We start from the raw sequence: 16933 nt of genomic DNA on the forward strand, positions 1-16933 counted from the left end.
CGGACCTGCTCCGCTCGGGTAGCCTCGGCTGCACGCGCATCGCAGCGCCCGAAGGAGGTCGTGATCATGGTGGACAGCCCCGAACCCGACGTCCTGCCGGACGCGATGCTGCTGGAGCTCGTGCTCGTGCCGGTGAGCGACATCGACCGGGCCAAGGCGTTCTACACCGAACAGGTCGGATTCGCGGAGGACGTCGACGTGCGTCCGCGCGAGGGCGTCCGCGTCGTGCAGCTCACCCCTCCCGGCTCGTACTGCTCCATCACCCTGAGCGAGGGGCTGCCGGGGCCGGGCATGGCCGCCGGCTCGCTGCACGGGCTGCATCTGGTCGTGAGCGACATCGAGGCGGCCCGGGACGCGCTGATCTCCCGGGGCGTCGAGGTCGCTCCGGTGGTGGACGCGGGTGGGATCCTGTACGCGGGATTCGCGGATCCCGACGGCAACACCTGGGTGCTGCAGTACATGCCATGGCGTCGCGTCGCGGAGCGCTGAGTCACGAGCCCGAGGCCCGGGATCACTCTTCGGCGATGACGGCCAGCATCCGGCGCACCGCCTGCGCGACTGCGGGAGCCTCGTGGCGTGCCGCTTCGAAGACGATGGCGTGCGCTGTGTCGAAATAGCGGTGGGCCAGGTGATCACGTTGACGGGCGATCATCGACCAGGGAATCCCCGGTTCGGTGTCGGTGAGGGCGGTCGGCAGATCTTTCGCGGCCTCGCCGATCTCGAGCAGGCGCATACGAAGCGCATCGAAGAGAAGGCCGTCCTCGGTATCACTGCACTCGAGGTGCTCGGCAATGGCCTTGCAGGAGGCGAGGATGTCGAGCAGACGTTCGCGGGGAGCGCGGGTCACAGGGGCACCACTTCGTGGGTGATGTTCGCGGCGACGTCGGGCTTCAGGCCCGCGCGCGGCACCAGATCCACCTCCCGTCCGAGCATCGACTCGAGTGCTCCCTGGGCGCGCAGCAGGGGGAAGAGCCCGGTGCCGGGAGCGACATCGATGAGGAGATCGATGTCGCTCGAGTTCGTCTCCTCGCCGCGTGCCACGCTCCCGAAGACGCCGGCGTTCGTCAGCCCGTGCTCGGCGAGGAGCTCGACGATCTCGTCCCGTCGCCGCTGGATGCGCTCCAGCTCGGAGAGCGGGGCGTACTCGAGGGACAGGCCGGCCGCGCTCATCAGCACGTCGACCGCGCCGAAGGAGGGTTCGCGTTTGCCGCGCTCGTAGTCGCTGATGACGTTCTGCGCGATCCCGCTCCGCGCGGCGAGCTGCGCCTGGGTGAGCGCAGCGCGCTTCCGCGCTTCGCGGATCACCTCGGCGGCTCTGCTCATGCGACTCAGAATATCACTGATGAGTGATATCGCGGAGAAGTGATATCGACGTACAGGGCAGCGTGGCTGATCAGCCGATCGGCGCTGCCCCGCCGGTGACGACGATCCCGCCGGTCTCCGGGACCTCGACGGTGAGCAGGCTCGGGCGGCCGACGTGCGCACCCTGGTGGATCCGCAGGGTGCGCGACGCCGGCACGCGGCCGATCGCCCGCAGGTAGGCGCCGGTGGCTGCCGCGGCGGATCCTGTGGCGGGATCCTCCGTGATGCGCGCGACGGGGAAGATGTTGCGGGCGGCGAACTCGTCGTCGGCGAGGGGGAGCAGCACGGTCACGGTCCCGGTCCAGCCCTGCTCCCGCATCAGCGCGGCGACCGGATCCGGCGCGAACCGGAACTGGTGGAAGATCTCCGGATCCTCGAGCACCAGGATCGGGTGCCGGTTGCCCGCGAACGACTCGCGCGGCGGGTAGGCCGGATGAAGGTCGTCGACGCGCAGCGAGAGCAGGCCGAGGGTGCGATCGAGCACCGCCGGATCCAGCTCCCGCACGACCGGCTCGACGCTGGTGAACGACACCGCGATCGCCCCGTCGACGTCGGACGCGATGATCGCCACCTCGCCGGCCGGGGTGTCGAACACCATGGCGCCCGCCCCGTCGCGTTCGGCGAGCACCACGGCCGTCGCGACGGTCGCGTGCCCGCAGAAGGGCACCTCCTCCTCGGGCGACCAATACCGGAGGCGATGCCGGCGGACGCCGTCGACGGTCTCCGTGCCCCGCAGGAACGCGGTCTCGGGGTAGCCCACCTCGGCCGCGATCCTGCGCATGTCCGCGTCGGCCAGCGCCTCCGCGTCGAGGACGATCCCTGCAGGGTTGCCCCCGCCGGGGGCGTCGGCGAACGCGGCGTAACGCAGGATCCGGGGCGACGGCTCAGAGCTCATGGCTCGAGCCTAGGGGGAGCGCGCAGTCGCGGGACCGGATCCGATCCGGCCGGCGACTCAGGAGTTCACGCGGATGATCTCCTGCTGGTACGGCGCGATCACGTCGCCCGAGATGCGCAGATCGAGCACGAGGAACCGGCGCGTGGCGGGATCCTCGGCCGTCCAGGAGGCGAGCCGGTCCAGGTCGGCGAGCGTGCGCACCGCGACGCCCTCCGCGCCCACGGCCGCAGCGAAGGCGGCGAAGTCGACCTGGGGGATCAGCATCGGCTCACGGGCGAGGCCCTTGAGCCCGTACAGGTTCACCTCGGCGCCGTAGGCCGCGTCGTTCCAGATCACGGCGAGACCGCGCCCGCCGGCGGAGCGCACGGCCGACTCCAGGTCGGCGATCGCCATGAGGCCCCCGCCGTCGCCGGAGGTGAGCACGACGGTCGCCTCCGGGCGGGCGCGGGTCGCGCCGACCACGCTGGGCCAGCCCTGGCCGATGGCCTGGAACGCGGTGCCGATCATCATCATCCGGTCGGGCGAGGCGACCGGCCAGTACATGTTCGCCCACCCGATGAAGTGCCCGCCGTCCGAGACCACGACGCGGTCCTCGGGGAGCAGGTCGGCGATACGGCGCGCGGTGGAGCGGGGGTCGAGACGCCCGTCGGGGGCGGCCGGGTCTCCGGTCTCGTAGGCACGGGCGGCGGCGACGTCGACGCTCTCGCGCCACCCCGAGCCCGGGGCGCCGGCGAGGCGGGCCACCAGTTCCTCGGCCGCGAGCCGGGCGTCGGCCCGCACGAAGCCGCCGACGTGGGCGTGGGTGGCCGCGGGGGCCACATCGATCTGGAACACCTGCGTGCCGGGGGCGAACAGGTCGCCGAACCGCATCGTGAACTGGTTGAGGGACGCGCCGAACACGACCGCGACATCGGCGGTGCGGACGAGCTCCATCGCGCCCTCGGCGCCGAAGCCGCCGGTCACGCCGAGGTCGTAGCGCTGGTCGGGGAACACCCCGCGGCCGAGCGCGGAGGAGGCGGTGAGGGCGCCGGTCGCGTCGGCGAGCGCTCCCAGCGCATCGCCCGCGCCGGCGAGCCAGGCGCCGCGGCCGGCGAGCAGGAACGGGCGCTCCGCCGTGCGCAGCGCCGTGGCGATCCGGTCGAGCATGCCCTCGGCGAACTCGCCCCGGGGGGCCAGCGGCGCAGGCACCCGCGGCGCCGGTGCGGCCGGGACCTCGCCCGCCTCGAGGGCGGCGACGTCGTACGGGATGGCCAGGACCACGGGCACCCGGTAGGTGAGGGCGTGCTCGATCGCGATGACCGTGGTCGCGGCCGCGTCGGCCCGGCCCACCGTGTAGGTGCGGGCGCCGACGCCCGAGGCCAGCGCGATCTGGTCGACGTCCCACGGACGGGGCCCGCTCGTCGGCTCGTCGCCGACGACGAGGACCAGGGGGATGTGCGCCTGCACTGACTCGGCGAGGGCGGTGAGCGTGTTCGTGAAGCCGGCGCCGTAGGTGCTGGTCGCGGCGGCGATGCGTCCCGACGCGCGATAGTGCGCGTCGGCGGCGACGACCGCGCCCTGCTCGTGCCGGACGGCGGTGAACGAGGCGCCGGTCTGCTTCTCGATCGCATCGAGGAAGTAGGCGTTGCCGTTTCCCATCACGCCGAAGACGGCGTCGATGTGCTGGGCGAGGGTGAGGGCGACGTGGGCGGAGACGGTGGACATGCGGAACGTCCTTTCGAGACGACAACGGAAACGGATCCGTATGTGTCTCGCCGGAGCGCCTGCCCGCCGTCGTCGGCGGGTCGCGCTGCGGGCTTCGTGCCCCTTTTTCGAGCACCGGCGCGCGGGATGCGGATGACGCGCGGGCGCCGGACCTGGAGATTCTATCGCGGCCGCGGCCGCCGGCCGATCCCGGGCCGAGGGGCGCAGCCCCTGCGGCTCACTCGCGCCGCAGGGCGCGCAGGGTCTGGATCGTGTCCGCCTCGGCGGCGGTCTTGTCGGGGCGATAGCGCTTCACGCGGGCGAAGCGCAGCGCGATGCCGCCGGGGTAGCGCGGCGAGTGCTGCACGCCATCGATGGCGATCTCGACGACGATCTCGGGGCGCAGGAACAGTGCGGAGGCGGTGCGGCGCGTCTCGAACGCGGGGAACGTCTCGGTCTGCCAGCGCAGCAGTTCGTCGGTGAGTCCCTTGAAGGTCTTGCCGACCATGACGAAGCCGCCGGGGTCGCCGAACTCGCCCTCCGGGTCGCGGGCGCCCAGGTGCAGGTTGGAGAGCCGGCCGCGCCGCCGTCCCGACCCCCACTCGACGCCGAGCACGACCAGGTCGTAGGTGAGCACCGGCTTGACCTTGACCCAGCTCTTGCCGCGCCGGCCCGCGGTGTACGGGGATCCGACGGCCTTCACGACCACGCCCTCGTGCCCCGCGGCCAGCGCATCGCGGGACAGCTGCTCCGCCGTCTCGGGATCCGCGGTGACCACGCCGGGCATCCGCCAGTCGCCGGCGATGCGGTCGAGCTCGGCGAGGCGCACCGAGAGCGGCTCGTCGATGAGGTCGCGCCCGTCGACGTGCAGGACGTCGAAGAACCACGGCCTCAGCACGAGCTCGCGCGACACGTCGGCGCCGAAGCGGGACATCGTCTGCTGGAACGGTCGCGGGCCGCCGTCCTCGTCGAGCGACAGCGTCTCCCCGTCGAGGATGAGGTCGTGCGCGGGCAGTGCGCGCACGATCTCGACGATCTCGGGGAGCCGGTGCGTGACGTCGGCGAGGCTGCGCGTGTAGACGCCGACCTCGTCGCCGTGACGGTGCACCTGGATGCGGGCGCCGTCGAGCTTGTACTCGACCGAGGCCTCGCCGGTGATCTCGAGTGCGGCCGTCGGCGTGGCGGCACTCGCCGCGAGCATGGGCAGCACCGGGCGCCCCACGGCGAGGCCGACCGTGTCGAGCTCCTCCGCCGTGCCGGTGAGGGCGAGGACGGCGGTCGCCCCCAGGTCGCCGGAGAGCATCGCGGCCCGGCGCACGGAGGCGACGGGGCGATCGGATGCCTTCGCGACGGCGTCGAGCAGCACGCCCGCCAGCGCCCCGGTGCGCAGCTCCCCGAGCATCGCCCGCGCGAGGAGATCCCATTCCTCCGCCGTCGCGCGCGTCGCCAGGTCTCCCAGCAGACCGGCGCGCGCGGCCGCGGATCCGGATCCGGAGACGGCTGCCAGCTCGTCGAGCGTCCGGTCGACATCCGCGATCGTGAGCACCGGCTCCGCGGCGTGCGCGACGTCGACGGCCATGAGCCCGCGCCAGCCGACTCCGAGACGTCCCTGCCGCGGCGCGGCGAGGAGCAGCCCCATGACCGGGACGATGTCCTCCGGGGCGGCGCCCTGCAGCAGCTGTGCTAGGGCGTCGATCTTGGCGAGCCGGGACGACGTGGCGGCGACCTCGGCGGTCGTGCGGACGACCTCTGCGAGCCTCATGCGGGAATTCTCGCACCGGCCTCGGACATCGGCGGAGCGGGCGGCTCAGGCCGAACGCCGGATGAGCGCCAGCAGCGCCCGCCCGTACGCCTCGGACGGATCCGGGTGCTCGAACGTCAGGGTCTCGCCGCCGATCTCGATCTCGACGCGGAAGGCGTCGCGGATCCGCTCGAGGCGCCGGAAGGTGCCGCGCAGCAGCTCGCGGAGCTGATCCTCGCGCGGCAGCCAGACGGCGTCGCCGAGCGCGACCGCGTCGAGCGCCCACTCGGTCGTGCCGTTGAACGCGATGATCGTGCCGGTCGGCGTCGTGCGCGGCTCGATCGTCATGGGACTCACGAGGAACACCTCGGCCTCGACCTCGAGCTCCACCTCGTCCGGGAGATCGAGCTGGAAGCGGTCGCCCGCGGCGGGGTGCCAGACGAGCCCCGCGTGGCGCAGGGCGAGTGCGAGCTCTCGGCCGATCATCGGATCACGCCCCCTCCGGTGCCGTCTCCCCGGGCGAGCCTATCCGGGCGCGCCCGAGGACCGGGCCATCCGCGTCAGCGCACCCGGCCGAACGCCCGGGCGGGATGCTCGAGCAGCTCGACCACGCGGCGCAGGAACGAGGCGGCGTATCCGCCGTCGCACACCCGGTGGTCGAAGACGAGGGAGAGCTGCGCGATGCGGCGGGCGACGATCGCGCCGTCGACGACCCAGGGCCTCTCGATCATGCGTCCGATGCCGAGGATCGCGACATCGGGATGGTTGATGATCGCCGCGGATCCGTCGACGCCCAGGCCGCCGTAGTTGTTCAGCGTGAACGTCGACCCGCGCAGGCGGTCCGGAGGCATGGATCCGGACCGCGCGGTCGCCGCCAGCTCGCGCAGCGCCGCGTCGAGCTCGTCGATGCTCAACTCGTGCGCGCGCGGGATCACGGGCACCATCAGGCCGCGGTCGGTGTCGGCCGCGACGCCGAGGTTCACGCCGTCGAACGAGACGATCTCGCCCGCGTCGTCGCTGAGTCGCGCCGCCAGCAGCGGGTGCTCGGCGAGCGCGATGAGCACGAATCGCGCGACGAGGGCGGTGAGCGACGGCGCGCGGCCGTCGGCGGGCGCCATCGCGGCGCGCAGGTTCCACAGCTCCGTGACGTCCACGTCGACCCACACCGTCGCCTCGGGGATCTCCGCCCTGCTGCGGGTGAGCCTGGCGCTCACGGCCTTGCGCAGCGGGGACATCCGCTCGCGCGACACCACGGCGAGCCCGTCGACGCTCGCGACGGCGGTGCCGTCCGGGGCGCCGAGCGCGTGCAGGGAGATCCCGTCCACGGCCTGGTCGACCGCGGCGCGCAGCACATCCGCCCGGGTGACGGCGCCGTCGGAACCGCTCGGAGTGATGCGGCGCACGTCGAGGCCGAGGTCGCGCGCGAGGCGGCGGACGATGGGCGAGCGCACGGCGACCGGACCCGGGGCGGGCTCTGCAGGACCGTCCGGTCGCTCGAGGACCGGCAACGCAGCGGACTCGGACGGGCCCGGCCGCCCCGCAGGACCGCCCTGCCCGCGTGCGGGGCCGGCCGTGCGGCGCGCGCGACGGCGGCCCGAACCCGCGCGCTCGGTGGTGCCGTAGCCGATCAGCACGTTCCCGGATCCGGACCCGGCGCGCTCCTCGGCGCGATACGACTCCTTCTCCACCTCGCCGCCGGAGGCACCGGCCGGGGCATCGGGATCCGCGACCTCGAGCACCGGAGCGCCGACGTCGATGGTCTCCCCGGGCTCGCCGTGCAGCGCCAGGACGACGCCGGCGAAGGGCGACGGCAGCTCGACGACGCTCTTCGCGGTCTCCACCTCGGCGATGGGCTGGTCGGTGCGGATCGTGTCGCCCACCTGCACGAGCCACTGCACGAGGCCGGCCTCGGTGAGGCCCTCGCCGAGGTCGGGCAGGCGGAACACCTTCGTCGTCGCGGTGCTCACGATTCCTCCCCGTGCTCGTCGAGCCAGTGCAGCGTGTCGATCGCGTCCAGCACGCGGTCGGCGTCGGGCAGGTACCAGTGCTCGAACTTCGGCGGCGCGAACGGGGTGTCGAACCCCGTGACCTTGCGCACGGGCGCCTCCAGGAACTCGAAGCAGCGCTCGAACACCCGGGACTGGATCTCGCTGGCCACGCTCGCGTAGCCCGGCGCCTCGGCGACGACGACGGCGCGGCCGGTCGCGCGCACCGAGGCGGTGATCGCGGCGTCGTCGAGCGGGGTGAGGGTGCGCACGTCGACCACCTGCACGCTGCGGCCCTCGCCGGCGGCGATCTCGGCGGCCTCGAGGCAGGTCGCGACGGAGGCGCCGTAGGAGATGAGGGTGACGTCGGTGCCCTCGCGGGCGATGCGGGCGGATCCGATCTCGCCGACGATCGAGGTGTCCACCTCGCCCTTGGTCCAGTACAGCTTCTTGGGTTCGAGGAAGACCACCGGATCCGGTGACGCGATCGCCGCGCGCAGCAGCGAGTACGCGTCCTGCGGCGTCGAGGGGCACACCACGGTCAGGCCGGGCGTGTGCGCGTAGTAGGCCTCGGACGAGTCGCAGTGGTGCTCGACACCGCCGATGCCGCCGCCGGTGGGGATGCGGATGACCATCGGCATCCGCATCGTGCCGCGCGTGCGGTTGCCGAGTTTGGCGACGTGGCTGACGACCTGCTCGAACGCCGGGAGCGCGAAGGCGTCGAACTGCATCTCGACCACCGGGCGCATCCCGTTCATCGCCATGCCCACCGCGGTGCCGATGATGCCCGATTCGGCGAGCGGGGTGTCGAAGCAGCGGTCCTCGCCGTAGCGCTCGGTGAGGCCGTCGGTGATGCGGAAGACGCCGCCGAGGGCTCCGACGTCCTCGCCGAAGACGACGACCTCGGGGTCGGCCTCGATCGCGTCGGCGAGGGCGCGGTTGAGCGCGGACGCCATGGTCATGACCTGGATCGTGGGCGTGCGGAGCTGCGCGGCGACGGCGGCGTCGGTGCGGACGTCCTCGTGCGCGATGGTCATCGGTCTCCTCCTTCGGTGGACGCGGCGGATCTCTCCAGCTCGTCGCGCAGCCGATGCCACTGCTCCTGCAGCTGCGGGGTGCGGGCGCTGTGCACGAACCGGAACAGGTCCTCCGGGTCGAGGTCCGCGTCGGTGTTGAGCGCGTCGCGGAGGGCGGCGGCGATCGTCTCGGCGCCGTCGGCGAGCTCCTGCTCCCGGGCGTCGTCCAGCAGGCCGCGCGCGGTGAGGTGCGCGCGCAGGCGCGTCAGCGGATCCTTCGCCACCCATGCCTGCACCTCGGCGCGCTCGCGGTAGCGGGTGTCGTCGTCCGCGTTCGTGTGGGCCTGCATGCGATACGTGTGCGCCTCGATCAGCGACGGGCCGCCGCCCGCCCTGGCGCGGTCCACGGCCTCGCCCAGTACGGCGAGGAGCGCGGCGACGTCGTTGCCGTCCACGCGCTGTCCGGGCACGCCGTAGCCGATCGCCTTGTGCGCGAGCGAGGGCGCCGCGGTCTGCCGGCTCAGGGGCACCGAGATCGCGAACTCGTTGTTCTGCACGAAGAAGACGACGGGCACATGGAAGACCGCGGCGAAGTTCAGCGCCTCGTGGAAGTCGCCCTCGCTCGTGGATCCGTCGCCGCACAGCGCGAGCACCACGGTGTCCTCGCCGCGGTGCTTGGCCGCCTGCGCGAAGCCCACCGCGTGCAGGAGCTGGGTCGCCAGCGGTGTGGTCTGCGGGGCGACGCGGTGCTCCTGCGGGTCGTACCCCGAGTGCCAGTCGCCCTTGAGCAGCACCATGGCGTCGGCCGGGGAGACGCCGCGCGCGATCACCGCCACGGAGTCGCGGTAGGTGGGGAAGAGCCAGTCGTGCTCGCCGAGCACCATCGACGCGGCGATCTGGCACGCCTCCTGCCCGTGCGACGACGGATACACCGCCAGGCGTCCCTGGCGCACCAGGGCGTTCGCCTGGTCGTTGATGCGGCGGCCCTCGACGAGACCCCGGTAGGCGCGCCCGAGCAGCTCGTCGGCGGGCATCGGGTAGTCGGCGTCGCCGTGCGCGGCGCCGGTCTCGTCGATGAGCCGCACCGGCTCGTCGCGGGGGAGCAGCGCGCGGGGATCCTCGTCGCGCGGGGGGCTCATCGCGGGCGTCGTCTGCTGCATCGGGTCCGCCTTCCTTGCCGAACGTGATGTCTCCAGTGTGCGTCGCAGGGATCAGTCGTCCAACAGGATCCATCCAGTTCTGGACGATTGCTCAACCAAGGCGCCATCATGGTGCAGAGTGTCAACGCGGCATGCACGCGAGGCGGCGTGCGCAGGAGGGTGTTCACATGGCGGAGCTGGACGACGTCGACCGCGCGATCCTCGACGAGCTGCGACGCGACGCGCGCGCCTCGATGACCGGCATCGCCGAGGCCGTGCACATCTCGCGGGCGGGGGCGCACGCGCGCATCAAGCGGCTCACCGATTCGGGCGTCATCACGGGGTACACCGTGCGCACGGATCCGGTGCTGCTCGGTCACCACGCGTCCGCCTACGTCATGCTCTCGCTCGAGCAGCCCGCATGGCAGGAGGTGCAGGAGCGGCTGCAGCGCATCCCCGAGATCGAGCACATGGCCCTCGTCGGCGGCGACTTCGACGTGATCCTGCTCGTGCGCGCGAGCGATGCGCGCGACCTCCGCCGCATCGTGCTGGAGGACATCCAGGCGATCCCCGCGGTGCGTTCGACGCGCACCACGCTCATCTTCGAGGACTTCGACCAGCGGTGAACGGATCCCCCGCGCCCGCACGGGATCCGTGGTTCTGCCCGGACTGATCGCACGGCAGAATGGATCCATGACGGACACGGCGATCGAGCGCGAAGTGCTCACCTGGGACGGTTTCGGCGAGGCGATGCGGGATCTGGCCCGCACGGTCCTCGATTCGGGCTTCGAGACCGAGGTGGTCGTCGCGATCGCCCGCGGAGGCCTGCTGCCGGCGGGCGCGATCGCGTACGGCCTCGGTGCGAAGAACTGCGGCGCGATCAACGTCGAGTTCTACACCGGCATCGGCACCGTGCTGGACGCGCCGGAGGTGCTGCCCCCGGCGCTCGACATGGAGTACCTCGACGGGCGCCGCGTGCTGCTCGTCGACGACGTCGCCGACTCCGGGCGCACGCTCGCCCTCGCGGTCGAGCTGCTCAAGGAGAAGGGCGCCGACGTGCGCTCCGTCACGATCTACACGAAGCCCACCACGATCATCCAGCCCGACTACGCGTGGAAGGACACCGATCGCTGGATCGACTTCCCGTGGTCGGCCAAGGGCACGGTCCGCGAGGAGGACCAGGGCCTTCCGCCCACGGCCTGAGCAGGATCGCGGGTCGGGCGGACGCATTCCCGCTCCGACATGTTCTGCAACAGCCGGTAAGACGAGGACCCCGGCTGCGCCCGCGCTGTCACAGGCGCCTAACCTGCTGATCGATCCCCGGATCCGAAAGGCATGCCTGTGACCACCGACGCCCGACCGCTGCGCCCCCTCGGCGCCGCCGATGCCGCGACCCCGCTGATCCGCCGCGCCGATCCGTCGGAGTACGCAGAGATCGACCGCGTGGTCGATGCCGCATACGCGCACGACTACGGAGCGAGCGGCGGCGGCGACCCGATGCACCGATCCGCCGTGCGCGCCGAGAGGTTCGACGTGTGGGTCGCGACCGGCGCGGACGGCGGGATCCTCGGCAGCGTCACCACGCGACGCGCCGGCGGGGAGCCGCTGCACGAGGACTTCGGCGACGGCGACGCCGACCTTCGGCTGCTCGCCGTGGCCCCGGGCGCGCGGCGGCAGGGCATCGGCGCGGCGCTCATGCGGCACGCGATCCGGCAGGCCGGGGCGGACGGCTTCGACGCGGTCGCGCTGAAGACCGGGCCCGCGATGCACGGGGCGCACCGGCTGTACGAGACGCTGGGCTTCGACCGCGCACCGGAGAACGACGGGCTGTGGATCGGCGGGGAGCGGATCCTCGATCTGCTCGCCTACCGCTACCGCCTCTAGTCGTCGGCAGGGGCGATCCGCGGCGGCCAGGCCGTCGCGCCGAGCTCCCGCGAGATGTTGCGCGCCGTGTCGCGCAGAGCGTGCAGCGCCGCGTCGGGGGCGGGTCCGTCAGCGCTCGGGAAGACGACCGCGACCGCGGCGACGATGTCTCCGCGTGCGTCCGCGACCGGCGAGGCCAGCGATGATTCGCCGAGCACGGCCTCGTCGGTCTCTATCGCGAAGCCGTGCTCCGCGACCGTCGGGAGGGCGGCGGCCAGTGCCGACGCGTCGGTGACGGTGTCACCGGTGAGGCTGGGCAGGGGCTCGGCGAACACGGCGCGCTGGAAGCCCAGGTCGTACGCGAGCAGCACCTTGCCCATGGCGGAGGCGTGCGCGGGGAGCGCGGCCCCGGTCTCCAGCATCTGCGGGCTGTCGTCGGGGCGGAGGACGTGGTGGATGACCAGCACCTCGGCGAAGTGCGGCGCACCCAGCCGCACGGCCATGCCGGTGCGGCGCGCGAGGTCCTGAGTCCAGCGGAGGGCGCGCGCACGCACGTCGAGGGAATCGAGGTAGACGCTGGAGAGCTTGAGCAGCGTGGGCCCGAGCATGTACCGCTGGCCGCCGCGCTCCTTCGCGACGAGTCCGTGCTCCCGCAGCGATGCCACGATGCCGTGCACGGTGGACGGCGGCAGCTGCAGCGCGGTCGCCAGATCGGTGATGCCGAGGTGCCGGGAGCCCTGCAGCAGTTCGAGCACCTTCGCGGCGCGATCGATGGCCTGGATCATCGGACGCGGCTCCCTTTCTCGGCGGCTTCGGCGGCGGCGACGGCGTTCGGGAGCCGGATCCTTGACAATCCGACAACCTCATCGCATATTCGACATTAACGAAAAGCATTCCGATTCTGGAGTGCGGCCACGCAGGACGCAAGAGGCTGGATCGTCACTGCCGCCGCACGACGCAGGAATGCGGCTCGGACACGGATCCGCCCGTTCCGGCACTGGCCGGACGGTGATGGTGCGGAAGAACTGCAACGAGGAGGTCGCAGGATGAAGAAGCTCATCAACGCCCCGGAGGACGTGCTCGCGGAGTCCCTGCGCGGACTCGCGCTGTCGCATCCGGAGCTCGAGGTCGATCTGGCCGATCGCGTGATCCTGCGCGCGACCCGCAAGGACGAGGGCAAGGTCGCCCTGCTCTCCGGCGGCGGGTCCGGCCACGAGCCGCTGCACGGGGGCTTCGTCGGCACCGGCATGCTCGACGCCGCCTGCGCGGGGGAGGTGTTCACCTCGCCCACCCCCGACCAGATGCAGGTCGCCACGAAGGCGATCGACCGCGGCGCCGGCGTGCTGCACATCGTGAAGAACTACACCGGCGACGTCATGAACTTCGAGATGGGCGCCGAGCTCGCCGCGATGGACGGCATCGAGGTGCGCTCGGTCGTGGTGGACGACGACGTCGCCGTGCAGGACTCCCTCTACACCGCGGGCCGTCGCGGCGTGGGCCTCACCGTGCTGCTGGAGAAGATCGTGGGCGCCGCGGCGGAGGAGGGTCAGGACCTCGCCGCCGTCGCGGATCTCGCGGCCCGCGTGAACGGGCAGGGACGCTCGATGGGCATGGCCCTGACCAGCTGCACGGTGCCCGCGGCCGGGAAGCCCACCTTCGACCTGCCCGACGACCAGATGGAGATCGGCATCGGGATCCACGGCGAGCCGGGCCGGCACCGCGTGCCGCTCGCGCCGGCGAAGGACATCGCTGCGCAGCTCGTCGAGCCGATCCTGGCCGACCTGGACTTCACCGGATCCCCGGCCATCGTGATGCTCAACGGCATGGGGGCCTCGCCGCTCATCGAGCTGTACCTCATGTACGGGGAGGTGGCGACGCTCCTGGAGAAGGCGGGAGTGCGCGTCGCCCGCAACCTGGTCGGCAACTACATCACGTCGCTCGACATGGCCGGCTGCTCGGTGACCGTGCTCAAGGCCGACGACGAGCTCCTCCGGCTCTGGGACGCCCCCGTGGTGACGCCCGGCTTGCGCTGGGGCGCCTGAACCGATCCGCCCGTCGCCCGCACCCCGTCGCAGGGCGCGCGGCCGCCCGGAGCCCGCAACGACGACTCCCGCGACGGGAGCATCACCATCCGATCGAAGGAGAACACCGGCATGACCGACGCCATCCCGCTCACCGTCCTCACCGACTGGCTGCACCGCTTCCGCGACGCCGTCGTCGCCCAGCGCGACTGGCTGACCGAGCTCGACTCCGCGATCGGCGACGCCGACCACGGCGCGAACATGGCGCGCGGCATGACCGCGGCCGTCGAAAAGGCGGATCAGACCGCCCCGGCGACGGCGGACGAGCTGTTCAAGACCGTGGGGATGACGCTCGTCTCGACGGTGGGCGGGGCCAGCGGACCGCTGTACGGCACGTTCTTCCTGCGACTGGGCGCGACCCTCGGCCCCGTGAGCGACGTCGACCCTGCCGCGCTCGCGGCGGGCTTGCGTGCGGGGCTGGAGGGCATCGTCGCGCGCGGCAAGGCGGAGGCCGGCGACAAGACGCTCTTCGACGCGGTGGCGCCGGCTCTCGACGCGATGGACGCCGCGCTCGCCGGGGGCGCCTCGGCGGGCACCGCCACGGCGGATGCGGCAACGGCCGCGGCGACCGGACGCGACGCCACGATCGCGCTCGTCGCCCGCAAGGGCCGCGCCAGCTACCTCGGGGAGCGCAGCGCCGGGCACATGGATCCCGGATCCGCCTCCGCGACGCTGCTGTTCGAGACGCTGGCCGCGGCCGTCGCCGGCTGATCGCCCGGGGCAGAGGGGAAGCGCGCTGATGGGGGCCGTCGGGATCGTCGCCGTGTCGCACAGCCTGCGGCTGGCGGAGGCCGCGCAGGAGCTCGCCGCGCAGATGGTCCCCGGGGCGGGGGTGCCGATCGCGCTCGCCGCGGGGGCGGGCACGGAGGCCGACGGCTCGCCGATCCTGGGCACGGATGCGACGCGGGTCGCCGAGGCGATCGATGAGCTCGCCGGCACCTGCGACGGCGTGCTCGTGCTGATGGATCTCGGATCCGCGGTCATGAGCGCGGAGTTCGCGCTCGAACTGAGGGCGAGCGACGTGCCGGTGCGGCTCGCGTCGGCGCCGTTCGTCGAGGGTCTGCTCGCCGCGGCCGTGACCGCCGCGCAGGGGGCGTCCCTGGACGCGGTCGCGGCGGAGGCGAACGGCGCACTGGTCGCGAAGTCGGCCCAGCTGGAGGACGAGCAGCAGCCGCCGGCCGCCGCGCCGATGCCGGCGGCGCCGCGGGCGGACGGGGAGGTCGTGCGCACGGTCGTCGTGCGCAATCCCGCGGGGGTGCATGCGCGCCCGGCGGCCATGATCGGTCAGGCGGCGCAGGGGGCGCCGCTCCGGCTGCGGCTGCTTCCCGCGGGGGAGCCGGTCCCGGCGGCGAGCATGATGCGGCTGCTCGCCTTCGGGGCGCGCCGCGGCGACGAGGTCGAGCTGGAGGGCGAGCGCGGCGCGGTCGAGCGCGTGGCCGCCCTGTTCGACGACGGCTTCGGCGAGATGGATGGGGCGCCGAGCACGACCGAGGCGCCGAGCACGACCGGGGCGCCGAGCACGACCGACGAACGGAGCGGCGCGCCCGCCGCCGCGCAGAGCCCTGCGGCCGACCTGGTTCCCGGGGCGACCCTGCACGGGCTCGGCGTCAGCCCGGGCGTCGCCGTGGCACCCGTGGCTCAGCTCGGCGAGGCGATCGCCGAGCCCGCTGCCGCGGACGAGGTCCCGGAGGATCGGCGCGAGGCCGAGGCGGCGCGCCTGGCCCCCGCGGTGGCGGAGGTCGTCGCCGCGCTGCGGGCCGACGCCGCTCGATCCGAGGGCGAGACGGCGCAGATCCTCGAGGCGACGGCGCTGCTCGCCGCGGATCCCGACTTCGCCGCGGGCGCCGCCGCGCGTGTGCGCGCCGAGGGCGTCTCCGCCGCCCGTGCCGTCTGGGACGAGGCCGAGGCGCAGGCCCGGCTGCTGCGCGACCTCGGCGGGCGCATGGCGGAGCGCGTCGCCGACGTGCGCAGCGTGCGCGACCGCCTCGTGGCGCGGCTCACCGGAGCCGACGTGCCGGGGATCCCCGATCGCGCTGAGCCGTTCGTGCTCGTGGCGCGGGATCTGGCCCCCGCGGAGACCGCGGCTCTCGGGCGCAGCCGGTGCGTCGCGCTCGTCACCGAGGAGGGCGGGCCCACCTCGCACACCGCGATCCTGGCGCGCGCCCTCGGCATCCCCGCGGTGGTCGGAGCCGCCGGAGCGACCGCCATCCCCGCGGAGACCGTGGTGCTCGTCGACGGCGAGAGCGGGACCGTGCAGCTGGACCCGCCGGAGCGGCAGCGCGCCGCGACCTCCGAGGATCCACCCGAGTTCGACGGCCGCGGACAGCTCGCCGACGGGACGCCCGTGACTCTGCGGGCCAACGTGGGAGGCGCCGTGGACGCACGCGCGGCTGCTGCGGCGCACGCGCAGGGCGTCGGTCTGTTCCGCACCGAGTTCTGCTTCCTCGACCGCGCGGCCGAGCCGACCGTCCCCGAGCAGGTCGCGGCCTACCGCGGCGTGCTCGCGCCGTTCGCCGGACGCACGGTGGTGGTGCGCACGCTCGACGCCGGATCCGACAAGCCCCTCCCTTTCGCGACCGGCGCGGACGAGGAGAACCCGGCGCTCGGCGTGCGGGGGCTGCGGGTCGCCAGGGCGCATCCCGCCCTGCTCTCGCATCAGCTCACGGCGATCGCGGACGCGGCGGCGCAGGAGGGCGCCGAGGTCGAGGTCATGGCGCCGATGGTCGCGACGGTCGACGAAGCGCGGGACTTCGTCGCCGCGTGCCGGGCCGCAGGGATCGCGCGGGCGGGGATCATGATCGAGACGCCCGCCGCGGCGCTGCTGTCCGCCGAGATGCTCGCCGTCGTCGACTTCGTGAGCCTCGGCACCAACGACCTCACGCAGTACACGATGGCCGCGGACCGGCTGTCCGCACCGCTGGGCGCGCTCAACGACCCCTGGCAGCCGGCCGTGCTGCGCCTGATCGGCACGGTCGGTGCCGCGGGGCGCGCGCGGGGCAAGCCGGTCGGCGTGTGCGGCGAGGCCGGGGGAGACCCGGCGATCGCGCCGGTGCTCGTCGGCCTCGGGGTCACGAGCCTGTCGATGACCGCCCGCTCGCTCGCCCGCGTCGCGGCGCGGCTGCGCACGGTGACCGCGGACGATGCCGGCGCACCGCGGAAGCGGCGGCC

At 73.3% G+C, this 16933-nt stretch carries 17 protein-coding genes; 7 read left to right on the forward strand and 10 right to left on the reverse strand.

The features are described 5' to 3' along the window. The first annotated feature begins 66 nt into the window (after positions 1-66). Positions 67-489 carry a VOC family protein gene (locus RL72_RS03770; RefSeq protein WP_045249496.1) on the forward strand — a complete coding sequence of 141 codons (423 nt, stop codon included), beginning with the start codon at positions 67-69 and terminating at the stop codon, positions 487-489. 22 nt (positions 490-511) lie between these two features. Here RL72_RS03770 and RL72_RS03775 read toward each other — a convergent pair whose 3' ends face one another. The 9 genes from RL72_RS03775 to pdhA form a co-directional block, all read right to left on the reverse strand. Then, complete coding sequence (locus tag RL72_RS03775) at positions 512-847, reverse strand: HepT-like ribonuclease domain-containing protein (RefSeq protein WP_045249478.1); 336 nt, start codon at positions 845-847, stop codon at positions 512-514. Beyond that, the gene (locus tag RL72_RS03780; RefSeq protein WP_045249479.1) at positions 844-1323 is read right to left on the reverse strand and encodes a helix-turn-helix domain-containing protein; all 480 of its coding nucleotides are present in this window, start codon (positions 1321-1323) and stop codon (positions 844-846) included. Before RL72_RS03780 ends, RL72_RS03775 begins: the two co-directional genes overlap by 4 nt. 70 nt (positions 1324-1393) lie before the next feature. Then, positions 1394-2257 (reverse strand): PhzF family phenazine biosynthesis protein, encoded by an 864-nt coding sequence (locus tag RL72_RS03785; protein WP_045249480.1) that lies wholly within the window; start codon positions 2255-2257, stop codon positions 1394-1396. Positions 2258-2314: 57 nt separating this feature from the next. Next, positions 2315-3961, reverse strand: a complete 1647-nt coding sequence (locus RL72_RS03790; protein ID WP_045249481.1) for a thiamine pyrophosphate-binding protein — start codon at positions 3959-3961, stop codon at positions 2315-2317. A 217-nt stretch (positions 3962-4178) separates the two neighbouring features. Continuing rightward, a complete protein-coding gene (locus RL72_RS03795) occupies positions 4179-5702 on the reverse strand; it encodes an ATP-dependent DNA ligase (protein ID WP_045249482.1) in 1524 nt (507 codons plus the stop codon). Positions 5703-5747: 45 nt separating this feature from the next. Further along, positions 5748-6167: a hypothetical protein gene (locus RL72_RS03800; protein WP_045249483.1), complete on the reverse strand. Its 420-nt coding sequence runs from the start codon at positions 6165-6167 to the stop codon at positions 5748-5750. A gap of 74 nt (positions 6168-6241) precedes the next feature. Next, positions 6242-7648 carry a dihydrolipoamide acetyltransferase family protein gene (locus tag RL72_RS03805; RefSeq protein ID WP_045249484.1) on the reverse strand — a complete coding sequence of 469 codons (1407 nt, stop codon included), beginning with the start codon at positions 7646-7648 and terminating at the stop codon, positions 6242-6244. After that, positions 7645-8628 carry an alpha-ketoacid dehydrogenase subunit beta gene (locus RL72_RS03810; RefSeq protein WP_045249497.1) on the reverse strand — a complete coding sequence of 328 codons (984 nt, stop codon included), beginning with the start codon at positions 8626-8628 and terminating at the stop codon, positions 7645-7647. Before RL72_RS03810 ends, RL72_RS03805 begins: the two co-directional genes overlap by 4 nt. A 71-nt stretch (positions 8629-8699) precedes the next feature. Further along, a complete protein-coding gene (gene pdhA, locus RL72_RS03815; RefSeq protein ID WP_045249485.1) occupies positions 8700-9842 on the reverse strand; it encodes a pyruvate dehydrogenase (acetyl-transferring) E1 component subunit alpha in 1143 nt (380 codons plus the stop codon). 167 nt (positions 9843-10009) lie between these two features. Here pdhA and RL72_RS03820 point away from each other — a divergent pair, with 167 nt between their 5' ends. The 3 genes from RL72_RS03820 (at position 10010) to RL72_RS03830 (ending at position 11705) form a co-directional block, all read left to right on the forward strand. Beyond that, a complete protein-coding gene (locus tag RL72_RS03820; RefSeq protein ID WP_175491326.1) occupies positions 10010-10447 on the forward strand; it encodes an Lrp/AsnC family transcriptional regulator in 438 nt (145 codons plus the stop codon). A 67-nt stretch (positions 10448-10514) separates the two neighbouring features. After that, entirely contained in the window at positions 10515-11024 is a 510-nt protein-coding gene (locus RL72_RS03825; protein ID WP_045249486.1) for a phosphoribosyltransferase, read from the forward strand. Positions 11025-11156: 132 nt separating this feature from the next. Further along, complete coding sequence (locus RL72_RS03830; RefSeq protein ID WP_082072031.1) at positions 11157-11705, forward strand: GNAT family N-acetyltransferase; 549 nt, start codon at positions 11157-11159, stop codon at positions 11703-11705. On the opposite strand, the gene RL72_RS03835 is transcribed toward RL72_RS03830, so the two are convergent. Then, on the reverse strand, positions 11702-12469 hold the full coding sequence (locus RL72_RS03835; protein WP_045249487.1) for an IclR family transcriptional regulator: 768 nt from the start codon (positions 12467-12469) through the stop codon (positions 11702-11704). The genes RL72_RS03830 and RL72_RS03835 overlap by 4 nt on opposite strands. A gap of 261 nt (positions 12470-12730) precedes the next feature. Between RL72_RS03835 and dhaK the strand changes: the two genes are divergently transcribed. The 3 genes from dhaK to ptsP all read left to right on the forward strand — a co-directional run. Beyond that, positions 12731-13726, forward strand: coding sequence for a dihydroxyacetone kinase subunit DhaK (gene dhaK / locus RL72_RS03840; RefSeq protein ID WP_045249488.1), 996 nt, complete (start codon positions 12731-12733; stop codon positions 13724-13726). A gap of 111 nt (positions 13727-13837) precedes the next feature. Further along, positions 13838-14476: a dihydroxyacetone kinase subunit DhaL gene (gene dhaL / locus RL72_RS03845; protein ID WP_052674165.1), complete on the forward strand. Its 639-nt coding sequence runs from the start codon at positions 13838-13840 to the stop codon at positions 14474-14476. Positions 14477-14504: 28 nt separating this feature from the next. Beyond that, positions 14505-16933: phosphoenolpyruvate--protein phosphotransferase (gene ptsP / locus RL72_RS03850; RefSeq protein ID WP_052674166.1), on the forward strand; the 2429-nt coding region annotated here is incomplete at its 3' end.

Source organism: Microbacterium azadirachtae (assembly GCF_000956545.1).
Classification (GTDB): Bacteria; Actinomycetota; Actinomycetes; order Actinomycetales; family Microbacteriaceae; genus Microbacterium; species Microbacterium azadirachtae.